Raw genomic sequence first — 20,134 nt, 5'->3', positions numbered from 1 at the left:
GATAAATCACCATTTAACAGGAAGGACAGGGTCAGAATAAGCGTCTGCATATCTCATTAGTCCCGCTTTCATTACCCCCATTTACGCCTAGCATTAGCCCCCTTACTATAAATATAGAAAGTATTTTTACTTTTCTATCAATTTGAGAAATCAGGGGGATGAGCATGAAGAGACGTAAAAACCTATTAACGGGTGCCTTGGCAGCTGGTTTGATGATTTCAGCTACTGTACCTTTCAATGTTATGGCAGAGAAACCTAGAGTTACAGTTGAAGAAGCTGAGAAGATCCTTAACAGTCTATCTGCAGAACAAAGAGAGGCGCTGCAGCAGCTGGAGGTAGGTCCAGGATTCATCATTTCACCCGAAGTGAATACGAAAACTCCTGAACTAGTAGATGTGATCGTCGAGTTCAGCCAGGCGCCAGCAAAGGTTGAGGTGAAGAAAGCATCTTTGAAGGGGAAGAAGCTGGCTCTTGTTACTGCGAAGGACAAAGTAGAGCAATCCCACAAGGAATTCAAGCAGCATGTACATGCCTTGAAGAGTAAGAGAAGTGGCACCCTCTATGATCCTAGTACAATCGAAATTAAACGAGAATACAAAAATGCTTTTAACGGAGTGTCTATGAGTTTGCCTGGAACAGCCGTTGAAGAGCTTCTTCAATCAGGGGCGGTAAAAAGAATCTGGAGCAATGCCCAGGTTCAGCTGGAGTTCCCAAAAGGTGAGCAGCCGAAAATTACCCCAAAGATGGCAGACAGCATTCCGCAAATTGGTGTGGATAAACTGCATGCTGAAGGTATAACGGGAAAAGGCATCAAAGTTGGGGTGTTGGATACAGGTCTTGATTATACTCATCCTGATTTAGCAGATTCCTATAAAGGTTTCCGCGGACAGGAGGGGATTGATCCTAAAACCGTCGATCCGGCTTCGGTAAAGGGCTGGGATTTCATTAATAATGATGCGGATCCGATGGAGACAACCTATGCAGATTGGAAGGCAACAAAGAATCCGGAATTCAGCTATACAGGAGGAGCCTACTATACATCCCATGGTACACATGTGTCAGGGACGATTGCTGCGCAGAAGCATAACAATGTGGATTACTCGGTAAAAGGCGTTGCGCCTGATGTGGATTTATATGGCTATAAAGTGTTGGGCCCTTATGGATCCGGACAGACTGCTGGGGTACTGGCAGGAATTGATAAGGCGGTTGCTGATGGGATGGATGTCATCAACCTTTCACTTGGAGCAGCCGTCAACGATCCTCTATATCCAACTTCGGTAGCGATTAATAATGCCATGCTTTCCGGAGTCGTTTCGGTTGTTGCTGCAGGAAATAACGGTCCGAATGAAAAAACGCTGGGTTCTCCTGGTGCAAGTGCATTTGGAATTACAGTTGGCGCAAGTGACGCAGCAATGTCGATTCCGACCTTTAAAGCGAGTGCCGGGAATTTAAACTTTGAAAATATGAAACTGCTTGCGAAAAATTTTACCGATAACCTGAAGGAATTAGAAGGGAAATCGTATCCGCTTGTGTTCGCGGGATTGGGCAAGCCAGAGGATTTCAATGGCCAGGATCTGCCCGGAAAAATCGCCCTGATTGAACGTGGAGAGCTGACCTTTGAAGCCAAGGTCCAAAATGCGAAAAATGCTGGGGCTATTGCCGTGATCATCTACAACAACGCAGAAGGTGAAATCCCAGTATATATCGGTGAAAATACGAAATATATACCGACGTTCCAGCTGTCAAAAGCGGACGGAGAGCAGCTTAAGGGCAGGAATGATGCATCGATTACTTTCAATCAGCTATCTTCTATTAAAACAGAAGGAGATTCGCTTGCGGACTTCAGCTCAAGAGGGCCGGTTAACAGCAACTATGACATTAAGCCTGACCTGGTTGCGCCTGGAGTATCCATTTTCTCGACATATCCTGAGTTCATGAATAGCCCGGAGGACGGCCTTGATTACACAGCTGCCTATGCCCGGTTGAACGGGACATCGATGGCTACCCCTCATGTTGCTGGTGTAGCGGCCTTGATTTTACAAGAAAATCCCGGGCTTGACCCATTCGCAGTAAAGACTGCCCTTATGAACACGGCAGATGATCTGAAGAGCGATTATTCGGTCTACGAGGTAGGGACAGGCCGTTTGGATGCCTACCAGGCGGTCCATTCTGAGGTATCTTTTAAGGTGATGGATCAAACAGACAACATCGAAAATGGCGAATATGTGGAAGTCGATGAGATCACAGGCTCGATCAGCTATGGAAACCATTACATAGAGGACGGGGATGTCCAGGACAGCCGGACCATTAAAGTGACGAACGAAGGAACTGCGAGTCAATCCTTCAAGGCAGAAGTCGAGTATCATCAGGCTAGGGAAGGTGTGCAGGATGGGATTAAGAATCAAATCCAGGTTCAGCTTCCGGAAACCATCTCGGTAGGAGCGGGAGAGGTAAAAGAGGTCGAAGCCAGTATTCTAGTTCCGCATGATGCTGAACTAGGGCGCTACGAGGGGTATATTCATTTTACAAATGAAGCAAATCCGGAGGAAAGCTACCAGATTCCTTTTGCCATCAGGGTAACGGATAAAGGCATTGCTTATGCCGAACCGCTCTCGCCTTCCGTCTCGAATGATACACCGTTCCATCAATACTATTCACCTGGAACTCATTTTGTTTTCAAGTTCAAAAGCCCGATGGAGCGTTTTGACCTGATTGCAAAAGATGCCAAAACAGGGGAGGCTGTTGGCGTGATCGGCAGCTATGATGCAAGAGCTGCTGCTCCTGATAAAGAATACCTTATTTACTTCGGACATAGAGGGCTGGCTTATTCTTTTACAGGGAATAAGAAGCAGCCAATTGCCGACTATATTCACAAGCTTCCGGAAGGTGAATATGTCCTTGATCTGATCAGTACAGATAAAGACGGAAAAACTTATCATTCTGAAAGTGTTGGGCTAGTCGATAATACACCGCCAAAGGTGGAGCTTGATATTGAACCTGGCGTAACAGAAGTGAGTGACAGCATGCTGACAGAGGAAGATGGTGCCCGCGCTCTTTGGGTACATGGAAAGGTAACCGATTCAACAGTCGATTTACTGCAGCAAAGAGGCTTTGATTACACACAGAAATCAAATACTGTAGGCTATTATGAAAATGGCCTTCCATTCATCATGGGATTCCTGCGTCTTGCCGATAATGGTGACACGAAATTTGGGGTACTTCCTGAAGAATATGGGACAAAGCCATATCAGCTCGGTTTGATGCCATGGGATTTAGCAACCGCAGCAGACAGCTTAGGATCTCCTAAATACGTCTTTATAAAAGAGGGAACTGGGTATGCAACAAGCCGGTTTAATAAGGAACGCCTGGAGTTAAATGACGAGGTCACAGTAACCCTGGACTTGAATAATGTAAAGAACTTTGTTTCGGGTTCCCTGGATATCAAAACGTACGTTGATACATTGGAATTCCAGGGTGTTAAAGTAAATGAAGAATTTGAAAAGCTCGCAGCTGGCATGGGCGCAGAAGTGAAGCTGGACGAAGCGGTTGTAGGTGATAATACCGTCAAGGTTGGAGCTGCAGTAGAAAAACAAGGATTTGAGGGAATCAGTGGGGATACACCGTTCCTTGATGTTACATTCAAACTTATTGATGATACGTTCAGCAATGATAGCCTGGGAGTCCGCTTGAATGAATTGACTTATAAAGAATATGGGAAGGCAGAATTAACGAAAATTCCGGCCTATGGCCTATCAAGCTTCAAGGTCATTTCCAGGCATACACGGTTGACCGGAAACATGGGACCAGAGGCCTTCTTGACGCCTGGCGGCTGGGTCGACCGGAAATACGATTTAACAAAGCTGAATGCCAAGGTTTATGCAAAAGGAAAAGACGGCAGTATTTATCCTGCCGATATCGATGATCGCGGATTATATGAAGTGGTTGTTCCTGCAGATGTTTCTTATAGCATATATGCAGAAATTCCGGGACACTTGACACAGGTGAAGAATGTCATGGGCGGTATTGTAGCAGAGGGCGAATACCGTGGCATTTACTGGAGGGACAATCCGGAAGATAATCTTGCTGGAGATGTGACGGGAGATCAAATCATTGATATCCGTGACCTGAAAGAGGCTGTAAATCATTATGGTGAAAAGAACCCAGACAATATCAACTTGGATCTCAATCAGGATGGCGTGGTCAATGAAACCGATGTAAGATTCATTGAGAAGAACTTCATGTCCAAAGGCCAGACAGCAGGAACAGGTGCAAAGCCGATAGCGACCATTGGGAAAAAGGGATTAAAAGACTTTTTGAAGATGATTGGGCTTGAACCAAAGGAATAAATATTTTTAGCAGGAAAGCGGGAGAAATGTCTCCCGCTTTTGTTATAATGTTAAAAACTATTTTCCGTCGAGGTGCCGTATGATAGAGGGGAAAATCATTAAATTTTACAGAGAAAAAGCAAGGTTGACACAGGGAGAGCTATGCCATGGAGTATGCTCGGTTACCCATATCAGCAAGATTGAAAGAGGAATTACCGAATATTCTCCGGAAATAACGGCGCTGCTGGCAAAGAAACTGAACATTAGCCTTGAAGATGAAATCATTCGCTATCATCAATCATCACAGAAATTGCATCAGTGGTTAGAATCCATCATCATGCAGCGTGAAAATGATCCGAGGGCCTTAAAGGAGGAACTTGAAAAAGAGAGTTTAATAGATATGCCAGAGTTCCAGGTTTTATTTCAACTGCTTTCTGCAAGGCATTACTTATTTGAGCACAAACTAGAACCTGCATTTGCTATAGTACAAACCCTGCAAAAGCATGAGGCTGAAATGTCTCCTCAGGATCAAAACACACTTAAGCATATCCTTGGGATTTATTACTTTTTAAAGGGACAATATCGAGATTGTATCGACTGTTTAACTTCCATCAACCCCGAACAATACAGCAATGAAGAATATTACTATCATTTAGCGATTGCCTATCATTCCATTCACTCAAATATCACCGCTTATTATTACGGGAAAAAAGCTTTGGCCTATTTCCAAAGGACATTAAATATCCTGAGAATTATTGATACGGAAATGCTATTGATTGTTCAGCTGAATGCCAAAGAGCTCCACGATTTTGCCGAAACGAAGGCCAAGTACGAGCAATTGATCAAATTGAGCGAATCGCTTCATTCAAAAGACAGGATCGGAAAGATCTATCACAATCTCGGATTTGAATGCTACCGCCGCAAGATGTATAAACAGTCTGCCGATTACTACCAAAAAGCAATCGATTTAATGGGAGATGCCTCGCCGCATTACTTAACCAGTTTAGATGGCTATATCATGACATGTTCCAGCGGTAAGCTATATTCAGAGGCTGCCCTCATCCCACTCGCCGAAAAAGGCCTGAAACATGCCAAAACAAGCAACTCACACACCTGGATCGACTTCCAGCTCCATATATATCAGCTGACAAATCAAGAAGAGAAATACTATCAATTCCTGGAGGACAAAGTAATCCCCCATTTAAAACAAATCGGATACGTCATCCTCATCGACCATTATGAAAGAAAGCTCTTTAAGTACTATTTTGAAAAAGGGGAAAAAGAAAAAGCATTAGAACTCGCAAGCACATACATATCTTCGAAAAAGAGTTTTTATAGTTATGAATGAAACATGGAGACGGTGACAGCATCTCATGAAAAATACGGGGACAGCAAAACCGTTCCATTGGTCCTTTCACCGTAAAAGCAGGATAAAACTTTGTAATAGCGAATATAGATTTGATATTCAAGACGTTGAGAAAGGCAATGGAATGGGGATGATGGAATGATCAAGCTGCAAAAATATGAAAATCCCTTGCAGTTTAAAGAAGAGGTAACCGCGTTTTTGAAACAGGATGAAGTGGTCAATAATTTATCTCTGGGAGTGCTGAATTCTGCAGGAAAACCCCCGCTGTTAATGGCTGTCGTGAAAAGGGATGAAGAAATTGTGTGGGTTATGCTTCAAACTCAGCCGGATAAGATCATCTTATCGAAAGCTGCTTCTTTTTCACCGGACGAACTTCGCCAGATTGCACAACGGATGCATCACGAGCTGGAGAGGATACCTGGCCTTATAGGTGACAGGAAGCTGATTATTGAACTCTCTGGCTATCTTTCTAAGCTAAGAGATGTGACGGCGACTGTGGAAATGAACCAGGGATTATACAAACTGGATAAGGTGAAGAAAAATATCGTATCAAAAGGAAGGCCTCGGGTACTGCCAGGAGAGGAACATGCTTTGGTAAAAGAGTGGGTGTATCAATTTTGCGAAGACGTGAACCTGCCGATTACCATGGATGAAGCGGAAGCCAAAGCGGATGAATTAATTCGGAGAGGAAGATTACTGGGGTGGGAAGTAGAAGGGGAGATTGTTTCGATGGCAAATGCCTCAAGGCCCACGGAAAGAAACATCAACATCAATTTTGTCTACACCCCTATCAAGCATCGACAGAAAGGCTTTGCTTCTGATTGTGTTGCAGCACTCTCACAAATGATGCTGGACCAGGGCTACCAAACAACGAGCTTGTATACCGACCTCAGCAATCCTACTTCAAATAAAATCTATCAGGAAATTGGATACGAATGGGTTGCAGAATCTATTGTGATTGGGTTAGGGGAAAAATCATGCTCATAAAATCAATCCGGTGCCAGGTGGAAGAACAAAAGAAGGAATTATTTTCAGACGGACAAACACAATGGGAGCAGCTCGGCCATATGAAAGGATTTCTTGGACAGTTGGGCGGCTGGTGTGAAAAAGATTCAAACACAGCCTGGATTATCGCTTTCTGGGAAAATCCATTGGCTTATCAGCAGTTAATGAAGGAAGAGCATGATCGGATATTCATCGATTCAGGGCAAGGAAAAACATATGAATCTATCTCCGTTGGTTTTTTTGAGATGGAATATCAGCCACAACAATTGGCTTCTGTATTGGAAACGGCCAAGGTCCTTCAAATAAAAATATTGGATTCAACTCTTAAGATTTTAAGAGGAAAAAGCAATGAAGAGACCATCTTGACAGCCAGGGCCAATAGTATCAATGGGCATCCAAGAACTAGCCTGTCTGAAAGAATGCAAGTAGAAGAAGCATGGAGGGTCGTTAATGCTAACAGAAAGTAAAATCCAGTTATCTAATTCAATCGCATTGAATGTAAAGTATTCAAATTCAACTAAACCCGCAGTCTTATTTCTTCATTTTAGCGGAGGGACTTTAAATATGTGGGATGGCATCTTGCCGATTTTCAGTAAGGAATACCGGATTATTGCTCCTGATTTTAGAGGGCATGGCAAATCGGCCAAACCACCTACGGGATATCATATTGATGATTTGGCCAATGATTTATACTTGCTGCTCCAAGCCCTAGATGTCAAGACGTGTCATGTTGTAGGCAGTTCGATGGGGGCAGAAGTGGGGTTGAGTTTGGCAGCGTCCCATCCAGACATGGTGAAGTCGATTGTTTGTGAAGGTGCACTATACAATGAGTTTGGGGATTATGGAATTTTCAATGGGATAGCTGAGGGGATTACCGCTGAAAAAAACAGGCAAAGGGAGAAGTTATTGGAACGAAGAATGCCAGAACATCCTTCTCTCACCGAATTCCTGGCTGAGGCGAAGATACCTATTGAATGGATGGGGATTTTGAATGAACATTTCCTGACCTACCTGAAAAGCACAGCAGAAGAAAATGGAGATGGCTTCATAACCAGTCATTACCGGAATCATGTCAGGATGGAGTACATGGAAAAATATTAGGAGCTTCAATTCCAGGATTATTATAAGGAAATAAAATGTCCGGTCCTTTTTATGCCAAGCGAAGAAGAATGGGCTGATGAAAAAGTCAGGAGTAGCGTGGATGCTTTTTCAAAGCTTGTGGATTTCTATGAAATCATCAACATCAAAGGTTCCATGCATGCCTATGTTTGGATGCAACTCCCGGAACAGGCAGGGTTGGCTGTAAAGGAGTTTGTGGATAGGGTTGTGGAGCAAGATGTAGTGGCGGAGTCTTCTGGCCAACTTTAACCTTCTATTAATCTCAAGAATTTGGTTGCCTCTACATGAAGGCAGCCCTTTTGATGGTCCCTTTGCTCGTGCAGGAAAAGATAATGTATATGGATGAAGTGGAAATTCCGGGAATTCGTGGGACGTCACAACTGTCCCTCTGGCCCATAAGGCAGGGTCACCACCCCCTGTTTGATTAGGCGATTGCCGGGAAATGCTATAGACTAAATAGTTGTTGAGGGTGAGGGTGGCTGGAGTGAAGGTGTTGTCGATGATTCAGCCTTGGGCTAGTCTGTTTGTCTTGCGCGAGGCTCAATATGAAACGAGGTCATGGAGTACGAAGTATCGCGGACCTCTTGCGATTCATACCAGCAAAAAGGTCGATAAGGTTGTCTGCAGTCATGTGGCAATCAAGTCGCTGCTTTCAAAGCATGGGTATATTGCTGATGACCTTCCAACTGGTGTGATCATTGCCACCTGCCTGCTTGAGGATTGTTTGAGGGTGATGGAAAGCCACGAGACATGGGCGGTGCTGGAGGATGGACGGATCGTCTCAGGCAATGACTTTTTCCTCGGTGATTTTAAAGTGGGAGGGTACGTCTGGGAAGTCAGCGATATGAAGATGCTGGACAGCTTCATTCCTGCCAAAGGAAGGCTTGGGTTATGGGAGTATGATGTATAAAGTGCCTGTTCATTGAAGAACAGGCACTTTTCTAGTTTTTTTTAGGAGCAAAAGGTTCCCTCTGTCTCAAAGCAAATTATATTTTTTTCACGTCTGCCAGCCTCATTTTACTCTCAGGCAGACTTGGAATATCGTTCATGCTGTAGTTTAAATCCTGCTTCGGGATGGTATAGCTTAAGTGATTGACTAAATAATCAACCGCCACCCTGAGAAGATGCACAGTCATCCACTCTCCGGCACAGCGGTGGCCAATCTCATATTCTCCTCCGCCTTGAGGGATGAAATCAAACGGACTGCCGGACCACGAGAGGAAACGATCAGGAGCAAATAACTCCGGCTGCTCCCATACTTCCGGATGATGGTTGGTGCCGTATAAATCCAGGAGTGTAAGGGTGTCTTTTTTGAACATATAGCCCTTCCATTTGAAATCCCGCTTCACTCGGGCTGCAGCAAAAGGAAAAAACGGATAAAACCTCCGCACTTCCTGAATGAAGCGCTGCTGTTCTTCCTTGCCTCCATTTTTCACTTTCGCGGCTTCCTCTGGATATTCATAAACAGCCAGAGCAGTGAAGTCGACATAAACAGAGATGGCGACAATGGGTCGCAATAAATTTAAGAGTTCTACCGCAACAATAGAGGGAGCCAGTAATTCTCCATTTGGATTTGTATGAAAAGAAAACTGATAAAGCGCTCTTTGTTCATCCGGATGAATCTCTTGAGAGCGGACTTTTTCCACTAATGCTTCAAGCCATTCTTCTGCTTTTGAGCGGGACCGACGTGCCTGCCAATGCTTCCAGCCAATATTCGCTGCGCCTTCAAACATGTCGCTGAGCTCGTCTGTCCAATCCACTAACTCATCATTTTGAAGCGGGACGCCCGTCCACTCGAAGGCTGTTTCAGTCAACATTTTCTTTACTTCATGATAAAGGATGATTTCCTCTTCGGCTTCCCACTTCTTGCTATAACGCTCCCACTTTTCTGCAAAAATTGCCTGAACTTCATTAAGAGACTCTTTTGACATCAGGGACATGAACATGGCTTTTCTGTTGTGGTGACGTTCGCCGTCCAGCCCTTGTACGCCACCTTCACCGAATAAAGTTTTTTGCGCGAGTTTAGGGGCTGCATTTTCCCGTTTGAAACGATCATTGTCATAAAAAATCTCCGCCGCTTCTTTTCCAATCAGACAAATGCCGGTTTCCCCTAAAAGATTTGTTTCGAAAACCGGAGTGCCGAACTTATCACTCCGGTTCATTATGTATTGATAGCCTTCCCTAAGGAGGCGGAAGTTTTCAATCAATCCTGTCTCTTTCGGCATATCCTTATGTTCCGTCATGTTTCTTCCCCCTTTATTTTAAAATCTCCTTTTCTTATCTTTAAATTCCCTTTTCTATATACCACTTCTTAAAGCAGCCGAAACGGTGTCCTGAGAGTCACGGGAACGGTTCTTGTGTCCCATAAATGGACCAAAAACAGGAACCGGAGCGCTCTCTAATTGTTGAAAAAATATTCTGCCATTATAAGTTGTAAAAATGAACAAAGTATAATAAAATAACTTAAAGTTAATTCATACTAATTTTATAGGAATAATATAATTATTATAAAGTGTGTCAGGAAGGTGGGTGTAAGGAACGTGAGTCAGGGTCCGATCATTAAAGTGAATCAAGTAAGTAAAAGCTTTCCTAACAACAATAAGAGCATGAAGGTTCTGGACGATATTTCACTTGATATCAACCATGGGGAAACCGTTTCGATTTTGGGGGAGAGCGGATGTGGGAAAAGTACTTTATTGAACATCATCGGCGGCTTTGAAAACGTTGACTCTGGGCAAGTCGTATTAGAAGGAAAACCTGTGACCAAGCCGACACGCAAATGTGTCATGCTGTTCCAAAACTATGGTCTGCTCCCATGGAGATCTGCTGTAAAGAACATCGAACTTGGACTTGAGGGCTTGAACCTTAATGCAAAGGAGCGAATGGAACGGGCTTTACATTATTTGGCGCTGGTGGGCTTAGAAGATAAAGGTGAGTTGTTCCCCCATGAGGTTTCAGGCGGGATGAAGCAAAGAATTGCGATTGCAAGGGCTCTTGCACTGCAGCCTGAGATGATTCTCATGGATGAGCCGTTTGCGGCACTGGACACATTTAATCGCTACTATCTTCAAGACGAACTACTTCGTATACAATCCAAGGAAAAAACAACGATTGCCCTTGTTACACATGATATCGACGAAGCCATCTATTTGTCGGATCGCATTTTTATCATGCAAGCCAATCCAGGCAGGATTCACAAGGAAATCAACATCCACTTGTCCAAACCTCGTGATCGCAGCCACAGCGATTTTCAGCATTACCGAAAGATGATTTTTGAAGAATTCCATTTTAATCGTGCAAACTCATCGATTGAGTATCATATTTAACTATTTTAAAAGACAAAGGAGAATTTTAATGAAAAAGCCAATGCGTCAAGTCATCCTGCTTATGCTGGTTTCAATCCTCACCCTGTCATTAGCTGCATGCGGTTCCGGCAGCAAACAATCAACAGGAGATGGCGAGAAAAAAACGGTTAAGATTGGCTATCTGCCAATTACACACGCTGTCCCGCTTTATATTGAAAAAGAAATGCAAGAATACGAGAATTTCAATTTGGAACTTGTCAAATTCGGTTCCTGGCCAGAACTGATGGATGCATTGAATACAGGCCGAATAGATGGAGCTTCTGTTTTGGTTACATTAGCGATGAAGGCGAAGGAACAGGGGATTGATTTAAGTGCCGTCGCCTTGGGACACCGAGATGGAAATGTATTCGTCACAGCAAACGATATCAACAGTGCAGAAGATCTAAAAGGGAAAAATTTTGCGATTCCGCATAAATTTTCGACTCACAACATTTTGTTGTATCAGATGTTAAAGCAAAATGGGCTGAAATATGAGGATGTAAAGGCAGTTGAAATGCCGCCTGCAGAAATGCCGGCAGCTTTGGCAGAAGGAAGGATAGCCGGTTATGTAGTAGCAGAACCATTTGGTGCCATTTCCGTTTCCATTGATAAGGGCAAGGTCCTTTACCAGGATCAGGACGTTTGGAAAGACTCGATCGACTGCACTTTGGTGTTGCGTAATGATTTTATCAAAAAGGAAAATAAGATTGCGCAGGAATTTGTCGACCAGTATGTCAAGGCTGGTGATGTGGCCGAGTTAAAGGATGAAAAGACCCAGGATATGTCTTCAAAGTATATGAAAGTTGAGAAGGATGTGCTTGATCTCTCATTCCAATGGATCTCTTATGATGATTTGAAAATCAAGGAAGCGGAATTTGAGCAGCTTAGGGAAAATCTCATCGAAATGGGATTGATGGAAAACCCTCCAACTTACAGTGAATTTGTCGACCATTCTTTAATAGATAAAGCGAAGTGAAAATCATGAAACTCAGAACTATTTTGAATGCGGTCATAGGATTTTCCTTATTGATTGCAGTATGGCAATTGATCATTGTGATTGGCGATTACGATCAGGTCCTGTTTCCTCCCCCGATCAAGGTGTGGGAAGGGATCCTTTCCCTGATTCAAGACGGGACCCTGTTTACACATTTTCAGGTCAGTCTATACCGGTTCCTTGCAGGGTATTTATCCGCGGTCCTAGCAGCGGTCCTGCTTGGTTTGATTCTTGGGCGAATCCCATTACTATGGAATGTTCTTGACCCGGTAGCCCAGATTTTACGTCCAGTTTCTCCGATTGCGTGGTCACCTTTTATTGTCCTTTGGTTCGGAATAGGGGATATCCCGGCAATCGTCATTATCTTTATTGCTGCGTTTTTCCCTGTATTGCTGTCAACAGTTTCGGCCGTACGGAAAGTGGATCGGAATTATTTGAAGGTGGCTCAGAACCTAGAAATTAAGGGGTTCAAGCTATTGACGAAAATCATTTTCCCGGCAGCTTTCCCCTATATTGCGAATGGCCTTCATATTGCGGTTGGAACTGCCTGGATCTTTCTAGTGGCAGGCGAGATGGTCGGGGCGCAATCAGGGTTGGGATATTTGATCATTGATGCAAGAAACTCAATGAGACTTGACTTAGTAATGGCAGGCATTGTATTTATTGGGATTTCCGGGCTGCTCCTGGATAAAGCAGTGGGTGTATTTGAAGCCTGGATTAACCGGCAATGGGGGATAGGGAAAAATTAAACAGAAAAGACAGAGGGCATGATCGCTCTCTGTCTCAATGATGTTTTATTTGAGTCCAGTTGTGTCTACTTTTTCAAGCTCGATTGCTTCAACTTCATCAACATTTCTTTTGCAGTGGGGACAATAGTAGGCTAACTCCACTTCGTGCTTGCACTCTGTATGAATTAACTTCTTGTAGCATTTTTCAAGATTGTTCCTGCCCCACATGATCATGGCATTAAAAACTCCTTCGAGTTCTTTGCCGCTTTCTGTAAGCCTGTATTCATATCTTGGGGGATGTTCTGAATAAAGGGAAGAGATCACGAGTCCCGCCTGCTCCAAATGTTTTAAGCGGTCCGACAGTATATTGGATGAAATACCATTGAGTTCTTTCTTTATTTCATTGAAAGTGGTTCTTCCTGCTAAGATTTCGTGCAATACCAGTAAGGTCCACCGATCTCCAATGATATTCAAGGTCTGGGCGATATTGCATGGCAAATCATATTTAGATTCTCTCATAGATAAAACCTCCGAAGCTTGGTTAAATAAATCATATCATAAAAATTTTCAAACAACTAAGTTGTTTTTTATTACTTAGTATAATAAAATAATCTATAAGTAATACCAAGTAAACAGATTGGATATATACACATACACTAAGGAGGAATAAGGAATGGCAACTTTATATTTAGTGGAATCAATTTTTAACAGTGCAGTGAAAGATAAAGAGGCTTTTGAAAAGAAGGCCGGTGAGATCCGTGATGAGTTAGGCAAGCAAAATGCCACTTTAATTGAGGTCCAAGTGGCAAAGGATTTATCAAGGGCTTTCTTTATTCTTGAGGCGGAAGAGCGAAATGTCATCAATGAAGGTTTAAGAGCATTAGGAGTTCCTGTCACTCTAATCAAGCCTGTCCGTCTTGTCGGAAGGGATTTAGAGGAAGTAAAGAAACAGGCAGACAAAGTGAATTACCTTGTTGAATGGAACCTTCCAGAAAACCTGACAATGGATGCTTACCTAGAAAGGAAATCCAAGAATTCCGTTCACTATTCGGAAGTTCCTGAAGTCACATTCTCAAGGACCTATGTATGTGAAGATATGACAAAATGCCTTTGCTTCTATGATTCTCCAGATGAGTCTACAGTCAAGAAGGCTCGCGAAGCTGTTAAGGCGCCGATCGATACCATTACTGAATTGTCATAAGTGCGGAACCTCCTTTTCTGGAGGTTTTCTTTTTAAAACGGCATGAAAAGGGAGAGGGAAGCTTTGAAAGATATGACGAGTTTGGCGGTCTTAATCCAGGAACAGCTTAAGCCATTCGTGCGCAGGATTGACGCTGAAGCCTATTATGCGGAGGAATTTCTTAAAAGCATTGGCAAAGCTGGATTCTTGAATTCCGATACTGGGGTAGACTTTTCAACAGAAGTCCATGTGGTAGAAGAAGTATCTAAAGTCTGCATGACAACTGGTTTTAACCTTTGGTGCCACCTTGCATCATTAACTTATATCCGAAATAGTGATAATAGGTACTTAAAGGAAGAAATTTTACCTCAGTTGGAAAATGGCCAGCTTCTGGGCGGGACCGGGCTTTCCAATCCGATGAAGTATTATGCCGGGCTGGAAACATTGCATTTAAAAGCGACGAAAACGAATGAAGGATATAGGGTGAATGGGCAATTGCCTTCTGTTTCAAATCTGGGTAAGGACCATTGGTTCGGGATCATTGCAGAGGTTAGCCCCGATCAAAGAATGATGGCAGTAGTTCCTTGCCATGCAGAGGGACTTACTTTGAAAGCAAAGCTTGAGTATTTAGGCGTGAACGGCAGTGCCACTTATTCATGTGCATTCGATGAAGTGACAATTCCTGAGAAATGGGTTGTCTCGCATGATGTGGATACATTCATTGAAAAAATCAGGCCGGCCTTTGTCCTATATCAAATCCCGCTTGGTCTGGGTGTAACAGAGGCATCGATCGCTTCCATCCGTCAGGTTTGCAATAAGCAGGGAGGCTGCAATGACTATCTTTCCATTCAGCCTGATGATCTAGAAAAAGAATTAGAGCAAATCCGTAAAGAAACATATAAGCTTGCTGGCGGAGAGACTCTCTTGCAACAATGGAAAGACCTCCTTCAATTACGATTGCGTACTGCCTATCTAACTTCAAAAGCTGCTCATGGCAGCATGCTTCATCAAGGCGGAGCGGGTTATCTGAAGTACAGTGCGCCATCAAGAAGATTAAGAGAATCCTATTTTCTTGTTAATCTGACTCCTACGGTCAAGCATCTTGAAAAAATGCTCCATCAAGTTAAATAGGGCAGGCTGCTTTTGACAGTACAGCTTGTCGCTTATGTTAATGGACAGCATGTCCATCCTAACGGGTTCCCTTCTGATGGGGTAAAAGCAGCAGTTAAAAAACAGACTATTCCGCAGGAGACGGAGTGGTCTGTTTTATTTGATTTTAAGCCTGTTTTTTGTGAGATTTCGTGTGAGAAATTAGTAGCTATTTCAAATCGAAAAAGCAGTTTCAGGGAAAATAAAGTTGTATGTTCTATAGAAATAGAGAGTGGTACAATGTAAAAGAGGGAGTGATAGAGGTGGTAATTCAATCAACTATGTCTCCAAAAGCAATTGTTGAAGTGTGGGGAAACACAGAGAATACCTTTAAAAAATACAATGTCCCAATCTCTGAAAAAACACTGGGTACGCTGGTACAAGAGTCGGTTCTATCTGCCTTGTTATCAGAGCTCAATCTTGTTGTCGGCAGCTCAAGCGCTACTTGCATTGAAGGTGGCTGACAGATGCCAGCTAAAAAGGAGTAGGTTACTTCTTACAAACCGATATAGGTGGTAAAAGAGCATCGATGCATGCTCTTTTTTTTACTTTGAAAATGAAAATACCTGGCTATGCCCGCGTTTCCATAAAGACTTCAGCTCGGTAGAAAAAAACTTCCCCAGGATACTAACATATTTTTAGGTTCGCTAACCAAAAATATAGCCCGAAGAATTTATGCTTTTTTAATTAAGTAAGAGCAAAACATGCAGGGGGAGAGTCATCTTATTCCTAATCAGGAAATCGATTTTTGGGGACACAATGTCCTTGTTAATCCAGGTCTTAAAATGTAACATCCCGTTCATCGTCCATTCATATAAGAGGTTTATTCTAAGGAAGTCAAAGAGAGAATGGAGGATGTAATGATGAACCTTGCCTGGAAAGAAATGAAGAAAAATAAAGTAAGATTTTTGATATTAGGTTCGATTGTTTTTCTGGTTAGTTTATTAACCTTTATTATTTCTGGTTTAGCGAATGGATTGTCGCAGGATAATGCTTCTTTAATCAAAGATTTACCAGACGGATATTTTTATATGAATGAAGAGGCAGATGAAACCTTTAATCTGTCTAAAATAGATAGCGAGGTCCAGGAAAAGTTACTGAACGATCAGAAAGATGCTATGGCACTTTCGATCCAAATGGGCTTTTTGAATGATGAGCAGGGAAAACAGCAAAGTGTGGCTTTTGTCACCTCAACAGAGTCAGACTTATTTAAGGATGTCAAAGCCGGAGAAGTTTGGTTGGACCGTTCAATGGAGGATAAAGGGATAAAAGTTGGGGATACGTTAACGAACAATCAATTCAGTGGCGAGTTCATTGTAAAAGGATTTGTTGAACAAACGAAGTTCAGCCATGCACCTGTTGCTTTCATTAATAGTGAGAACTACAAAGAAATGTATCGAGTAGAGGAAATGCAATTGGTATTCGCACCTGGTGAGGATCAAGCAGAAGAAGTGAATGGTTTACAGGCATTTTCCAAGAACCAATTTCTCAATAGTATTCCAAGTTATAATGCGGAACAGATGTCTCTTAACATGATTGTCTGGTTCTTAGTCGTGATTAGTGGAATGCTGTTCGCGATCTTCTTCTATATGATGAACGTTCAAAAGATTGGCTTGTACGGTATTTTAAAGGCAATCGGTCTGAAGACAAGTAAATTATTCAAAATGATGTGGGCCCAAATGATTTTTATTACAGGAACGTCACTTGCTTTGTCTATTGCATTCAGTCAAATCTTTAATATGATAGCACCAAAAGAAATGCCTTTCAGTTTGCCAATTGAGACAACAGCACAATTGTCTGTCGTATTTTTGGTCATTGGATTTATCGGAGCTACACTGTCTGGTATTCAAATCAAAAAGGTCGAGCCACTACATGCGATACAACAAGGAGAGGTGTAAAATGGCATTATTTCAAATTGATGAAGTGAGAAAGACGTTTACGAATGGGGAAGTCAAAGAAGAAATACTAAAAGGAATCAACCTCTCCCTTAAAGAAGGAGAAATCATCGCCTTAGTGGGTGCATCCGGTTCTGGTAAAAGTACGCTGCTTACAATTGCTGCTGGCCTCCAGCCTACATCGGAAGGACATGTTATTTTTGAAGGCGAAAATTTGACGGACATGAGTCCAGAGCAGGTCAGAAAAATAAGGGCAAGTAAATTCGGTTTTGTCTTTCAATTTGCACACCTTGTCCCGTTCCTGACCGTTGAAGAACAACTCATGCTGATGTTAGATGTTTCGGAAGCAAAGTTAGAGAAACGGGAACAAAAAAGAGAAATTAAACGGATTCTGGAATTGGTGGGAATGGAACATCGGAAAAATGCTTATCCATCTTCCTTATCAGGCGGGGAAAAACAGAGGGTGGCAATTGCCCGTGCCATCATTCATAAGCCTAAAGTTCTTTTTGCAGACGAACCAACTGCAAGCCTGGATTCAAAGAGATCTAAAGATATCATGACATTAATCAGAGATTTAACCAAGACATTAAATATTACTACCTTAATGGTCACTCATGATGAGGAAATGCTTCGTTACGCTGACCACATCATTAAAATGAGTGATGGCCAAATTGCAAAATGAGAAAAGCAGTATTTTATCACAAAAAACAGCCCAGGCTTATTGCGCCAGGCTATTTTTTGTTTGAATCATAGCTTATTGTGACGAAATAAAAGTGGACGGCAACTTTTTACCCAAGGAGATCTGAATATGGCGAATATCTTGATTGTTGACGACGATGTGAATGTCTTAACGTTTTTAACTATCCATTTATCTGAACAGGGTTATACAGTATACAAGGCAAAGGAAGGACTCGAAGCGCTGAACATTCTTAATAAGGAAGTATGTGATCTGGCCGTTGTTGATGTGATGATGCCTTTTATGGATGGCTATACATTGACTGAAAAAATTCGAAGCCAGTTTAATATTCCAGTGATCCTGTTAACGGCTAAAAGTCAAATTGAGGATAAAGAGCAAGGATTCCGGGCAGGTACGGATGATTACCTGGTTAAACCTTTCGAACCGAAGGAGTTAAGTTTCCGAATTAAAGCTCTGCTGCGCCGATATGATCATAAAACAGATGAATCCATCCTCCGCATCGGCAGTACAATGATCAACAAACAAAGCTATGAAGTAACAATCGGAAAACGGACAATCCTTCTTCCTTTAAAGGAGTTTGAACTTTTGTATTTTCTCATGTCCAAACCGATGCAGGTGTTTACCAGGGACCATTTGATTGAACATATCTGGGGTTTGGATTATGAAGGTGATGAGCGGACGGTTGATGTGCATATAAAAAGGTTAAGAGAGCGCTTTTCTAAACTGACAGATGACTTTCAAATAAAAACAGTCCGTGGTGTCGGCTATTCACTGGAGGCTAAGCGCCAATGAAATCTCTTTATGTGAAGTTTGTTGTCATTACGATCGGAATCATGGTTTTTAGCAGTATCCTGGCCTTTATCGTATCCAATGCTTATTACCAGCAAAATTTGAAGCCGCAGAACGATCAAAAAATCACAATGATTGCTCATTCGATTGCCAGGTACACGGACGAGCATCCTGATGCCAACCTGAACGAGTACCTGGAGAATATCTCTGCAATTGGCTATCAGATTTACTTGGTTGACCATTCGGGAGAAGAAGCTTTCTTTGGCTCTCCGTTCAGGGACAAAAGTCTTTTTGTTTCAACAAAAGAGTCCGTATTAAACGGCAATGATTATCATGGTATTCTTCATTTTCCGCAAAAAACGTTTGTAACAGGCTTTTTTGCAAATGAATTAAAGAATACAATTGGTGTTCCGTTAACACATAATGGAGTGAATTATGCTCTTTTCGTCAGGCCTGATATCAAATTTCTTTTTAATGAGATGCATCTTTTATTTGGATGGATGCTTTTAATCACGATTATGTTAAGTATCGTCATCGTGCTCGTCAGTACCAAGTATTTGGTCAAACCTATTTCGAAATTAACAACAGCCACAAAATCGCTCTCGAATGGCGACTTTAATGTCGAACTCGAGATCACTCGCCATGATGAATTAGGAGAGCTTTCACATAGTTTTTTACGGATGGCAAGAAGATTGGAGCAAATGGAAGACATGAGAAAGGAGTTCATCTCGAACATTTCTCATGATATCCAGTCCCCTCTTTCTAATATAAAAGCATATACAAATCTATTGGAAAATAAATCAGTAAGTGCAGAAGAAAGAAGCCATTACTTTTCCATTATTAATGGTGAAATCAGAAGGCTGTCTACTTTAACCAAACAATTATTAATCCTTGCGTCGTTAGATCGTAATGAGGATATATTGAAAAAAAGACGTTATAATGTGGGCCAGCAAATCAAGGAGTTGCTGCGAAGTTATCAATGGCTGGTAAATGAAAAAAATATCATGCTCAGCTACACCTTACCAGACATTGAAATCAACGGAGACCCTTCTCTCCTGAATACTGTTTGGGATAATTTATTGACGAATGCCATCAAATATAATCAATCTGGCGGCAGTATTGACATATCGATTGAAGAAAAAGGAGAAATGATCGAAGTAACCTTTGAAGATACAGGAATAGGATTGAGCAAAACAGAAATAGAGAGGATCTTTGATCGCTTTTATCGGGCAGATACATCAAGAACACGGACAACCGAGGGAACAGGACTTGGGCTTTCGATTGTCTGGACAGTTGTTAAACTTCATGATGGTCAAATTAAGGTGAATAGTAAAGATCATGAAGGAAGTACTTTTATTATAGAGTTGCCAAGTAACTAAGAAACCCAATATTTAATAATTTATTGTGGTATTGGAAGGGAGAATCACATGCCTGCATTAAAGTGATTTTTGTTGCAGGAGGATGACAATAATTTATCGGAGCAGATGCGTTAACCTCATGCCTTCTTGCCTAATTTAGGAATGCACCCGTGTTGTTTGGACTT

General features: G+C 42.3%; 20 protein-coding genes. 18 read left to right on the top strand and 2 right to left on the bottom strand.

The genetic code is table 11. The features are described from left to right. The first annotated feature begins 164 nt into the window (after nt 1–164). The 7 genes from FS736_RS05995 to FS736_RS05970 all read left to right on the top strand — a co-directional run bounded on the left by FS736_RS05995 (nt 165) and on the right by FS736_RS05970 (nt 8,725). Entirely contained in the window at nt 165–4,346 is a 4,182-nt protein-coding gene (locus FS736_RS05995) for a S8 family serine peptidase (RefSeq protein WP_144475439.1), read from the top strand. 79 nt (nt 4,347–4,425) lie between these two features. Further along, nucleotides 4,426–5,673 carry a helix-turn-helix domain-containing protein gene (locus tag FS736_RS05990; protein ID WP_144475438.1) on the top strand — a complete coding sequence of 416 codons (1,248 nt, stop codon included), beginning with the start codon at nt 4,426–4,428 and terminating at the stop codon, nt 5,671–5,673. Between the two features lie 156 nt (nt 5,674–5,829). Next, on the top strand, nt 5,830–6,678 hold the full coding sequence (locus FS736_RS05985) for a GNAT family N-acetyltransferase (protein WP_144475437.1): 849 nt from the start codon (nt 5,830–5,832) through the stop codon (nt 6,676–6,678). Next, on the top strand, nt 6,669–7,163 hold the full coding sequence (locus FS736_RS05980; protein ID WP_186326679.1) for a YdbC family protein: 495 nt from the start codon (nt 6,669–6,671) through the stop codon (nt 7,161–7,163). Before FS736_RS05985 ends, FS736_RS05980 begins: the two co-directional genes overlap by 10 nt. Then, nucleotides 7,147–7,797, top strand: a complete 651-nt coding sequence (locus FS736_RS05975) for an alpha/beta fold hydrolase (protein ID WP_144475435.1) — start codon at nt 7,147–7,149, stop codon at nt 7,795–7,797. Before FS736_RS05980 ends, FS736_RS05975 begins: the two co-directional genes overlap by 17 nt. 96 nt (nt 7,798–7,893) lie before the next feature. Then, on the top strand, nt 7,894–8,064 hold the full coding sequence (locus tag FS736_RS24175; RefSeq protein ID WP_222125054.1) for a hypothetical protein: 171 nt from the start codon (nt 7,894–7,896) through the stop codon (nt 8,062–8,064). A 235-nt stretch (nt 8,065–8,299) separates the two neighbouring features. Beyond that, nucleotides 8,300–8,725 (top strand): ASCH domain-containing protein, encoded by a 426-nt coding sequence (locus FS736_RS05970; protein WP_144475565.1) that lies wholly within the window; start codon nt 8,300–8,302, stop codon nt 8,723–8,725. 76 nt (nt 8,726–8,801) lie between these two features. Here FS736_RS05970 and FS736_RS05965 read toward each other — a convergent pair whose 3' ends face one another. After that, nucleotides 8,802–10,058 carry a cytochrome P450 gene (locus FS736_RS05965; protein ID WP_144475434.1) on the bottom strand — a complete coding sequence of 419 codons (1,257 nt, stop codon included), beginning with the start codon at nt 10,056–10,058 and terminating at the stop codon, nt 8,802–8,804. Nucleotides 10,059–10,355: 297 nt separating this feature from the next. On the opposite strand from FS736_RS05965, the gene FS736_RS05960 reads away from it, so the two are divergent. Genes FS736_RS05960 through FS736_RS05950 form a run of 3 tightly spaced genes read left to right on the top strand, consistent with a single transcriptional unit; the run spans nt 10,356 to nt 12,902 of the window. Then, the gene (locus FS736_RS05960) at nt 10,356–11,141 is read left to right on the top strand and encodes an ABC transporter ATP-binding protein (RefSeq protein WP_144475433.1); all 786 of its coding nucleotides are present in this window, start codon (nt 10,356–10,358) and stop codon (nt 11,139–11,141) included. 28 nt (nt 11,142–11,169) lie between these two features. Continuing rightward, nucleotides 11,170–12,135, top strand: a complete 966-nt coding sequence (locus FS736_RS05955) for an ABC transporter substrate-binding protein (RefSeq protein WP_144475432.1) — start codon at nt 11,170–11,172, stop codon at nt 12,133–12,135. A gap of 5 nt (nt 12,136–12,140) precedes the next feature. Beyond that, entirely contained in the window at nt 12,141–12,902 is a 762-nt protein-coding gene (locus tag FS736_RS05950) for an ABC transporter permease (protein ID WP_395883498.1), read from the top strand. A 45-nt stretch (nt 12,903–12,947) separates the two neighbouring features. On the opposite strand, the gene FS736_RS05945 is transcribed toward FS736_RS05950, so the two are convergent. Continuing rightward, nucleotides 12,948–13,400, bottom strand: a complete 453-nt coding sequence (locus FS736_RS05945; RefSeq protein ID WP_144475431.1) for a winged helix-turn-helix transcriptional regulator — start codon at nt 13,398–13,400, stop codon at nt 12,948–12,950. Between the two features lie 154 nt (nt 13,401–13,554). On the opposite strand from FS736_RS05945, the gene FS736_RS05940 reads away from it, so the two are divergent. The 8 genes from FS736_RS05940 (at nt 13,555) to FS736_RS05905 (ending at nt 19,970) form a co-directional block, all read left to right on the top strand. Beyond that, complete coding sequence (locus FS736_RS05940) at nt 13,555–14,082, top strand: DUF4242 domain-containing protein (protein ID WP_144475430.1); 528 nt, start codon at nt 13,555–13,557, stop codon at nt 14,080–14,082. Between the two features lie 72 nt (nt 14,083–14,154). Beyond that, on the top strand, nt 14,155–15,192 hold the full coding sequence (locus FS736_RS05935) for an acyl-CoA dehydrogenase family protein (protein WP_144475563.1): 1,038 nt from the start codon (nt 14,155–14,157) through the stop codon (nt 15,190–15,192). Between the two features lie 12 nt (nt 15,193–15,204). After that, complete coding sequence (locus FS736_RS05930; RefSeq protein WP_144475429.1) at nt 15,205–15,456, top strand: hypothetical protein; 252 nt, start codon at nt 15,205–15,207, stop codon at nt 15,454–15,456. 17 nt (nt 15,457–15,473) lie between these two features. Further along, nucleotides 15,474–15,674 (top strand): hypothetical protein, encoded by a 201-nt coding sequence (locus tag FS736_RS05925; RefSeq protein ID WP_144475428.1) that lies wholly within the window; start codon nt 15,474–15,476, stop codon nt 15,672–15,674. Nucleotides 15,675–16,073: 399 nt separating this feature from the next. Continuing rightward, nucleotides 16,074–17,108 carry an ABC transporter permease gene (locus tag FS736_RS05920; RefSeq protein ID WP_144475562.1) on the top strand — a complete coding sequence of 345 codons (1,035 nt, stop codon included), beginning with the start codon at nt 16,074–16,076 and terminating at the stop codon, nt 17,106–17,108. Between the two features lies 1 nt (nt 17,109). Further along, on the top strand, nt 17,110–17,787 hold the full coding sequence (locus FS736_RS05915; RefSeq protein ID WP_144475427.1) for an ABC transporter ATP-binding protein: 678 nt from the start codon (nt 17,110–17,112) through the stop codon (nt 17,785–17,787). Nucleotides 17,788–17,913: 126 nt separating this feature from the next. Next, nucleotides 17,914–18,594 (top strand): response regulator transcription factor, encoded by a 681-nt coding sequence (locus FS736_RS05910; RefSeq protein ID WP_144475426.1) that lies wholly within the window; start codon nt 17,914–17,916, stop codon nt 18,592–18,594. Then, nucleotides 18,591–19,970, top strand: a complete 1,380-nt coding sequence (locus tag FS736_RS05905) for a sensor histidine kinase (protein ID WP_144475425.1) — start codon at nt 18,591–18,593, stop codon at nt 19,968–19,970. The genes FS736_RS05910 and FS736_RS05905 overlap by 4 nt, the downstream gene beginning before the upstream one ends. Nucleotides 19,971–20,134 lie beyond the last annotated feature (164 nt).

The sequence above is a fragment of the Cytobacillus oceanisediminis 2691 genome, assembly GCF_007678455.1.
Lineage (GTDB): Bacteria > Bacillota > Bacilli > Bacillales > Cytobacillaceae > Mesobacillus > Mesobacillus oceanisediminis_A.
The sequence above is the reverse complement of the archived record's forward strand: the minus strand, read 5'-3'. Positions and strand labels throughout refer to the sequence as shown.

Coding starts and splice junctions, on each gene's coding strand:
- FS736_RS05945 (WP_144475431.1), bottom strand. CDS start 13,400: ATGAGAGAATCTAAATATGATTTGCCATGCAATATCGCCCAGACCTTG.
- FS736_RS05980 (WP_186326679.1), top strand. CDS start 6,669: ATGCTCATAAAATCAATCCGGTGCCAGGTGGAAGAACAAAAGAAGGAA.
- FS736_RS05935 (WP_144475563.1), top strand. CDS start 14,155: ATGACGAGTTTGGCGGTCTTAATCCAGGAACAGCTTAAGCCATTCGTG.
- FS736_RS05950 (WP_395883498.1), top strand. CDS start 12,141: ATGAAACTCAGAACTATTTTGAATGCGGTCATAGGATTTTCCTTATTG.
- FS736_RS05910 (WP_144475426.1), top strand. CDS start 17,914: ATGGCGAATATCTTGATTGTTGACGACGATGTGAATGTCTTAACGTTT.
- FS736_RS05955 (WP_144475432.1), top strand. CDS start 11,170: ATGAAAAAGCCAATGCGTCAAGTCATCCTGCTTATGCTGGTTTCAATC.
- FS736_RS05990 (WP_144475438.1), top strand. CDS start 4,426: ATGATAGAGGGGAAAATCATTAAATTTTACAGAGAAAAAGCAAGGTTG.
- FS736_RS05915 (WP_144475427.1), top strand. CDS start 17,110: ATGGCATTATTTCAAATTGATGAAGTGAGAAAGACGTTTACGAATGGG.
- FS736_RS05940 (WP_144475430.1), top strand. CDS start 13,555: ATGGCAACTTTATATTTAGTGGAATCAATTTTTAACAGTGCAGTGAAA.
- FS736_RS05965 (WP_144475434.1), bottom strand. CDS start 10,058: ATGACGGAACATAAGGATATGCCGAAAGAGACAGGATTGATTGAAAAC.
- FS736_RS05985 (WP_144475437.1), top strand. CDS start 5,830: ATGATCAAGCTGCAAAAATATGAAAATCCCTTGCAGTTTAAAGAAGAG.
- FS736_RS05975 (WP_144475435.1), top strand. CDS start 7,147: ATGCTAACAGAAAGTAAAATCCAGTTATCTAATTCAATCGCATTGAAT.
- FS736_RS05995 (WP_144475439.1), top strand. CDS start 165: ATGAAGAGACGTAAAAACCTATTAACGGGTGCCTTGGCAGCTGGTTTG.
- FS736_RS05920 (WP_144475562.1), top strand. CDS start 16,074: ATGAACCTTGCCTGGAAAGAAATGAAGAAAAATAAAGTAAGATTTTTG.
- FS736_RS05905 (WP_144475425.1), top strand. CDS start 18,591: ATGAAATCTCTTTATGTGAAGTTTGTTGTCATTACGATCGGAATCATG.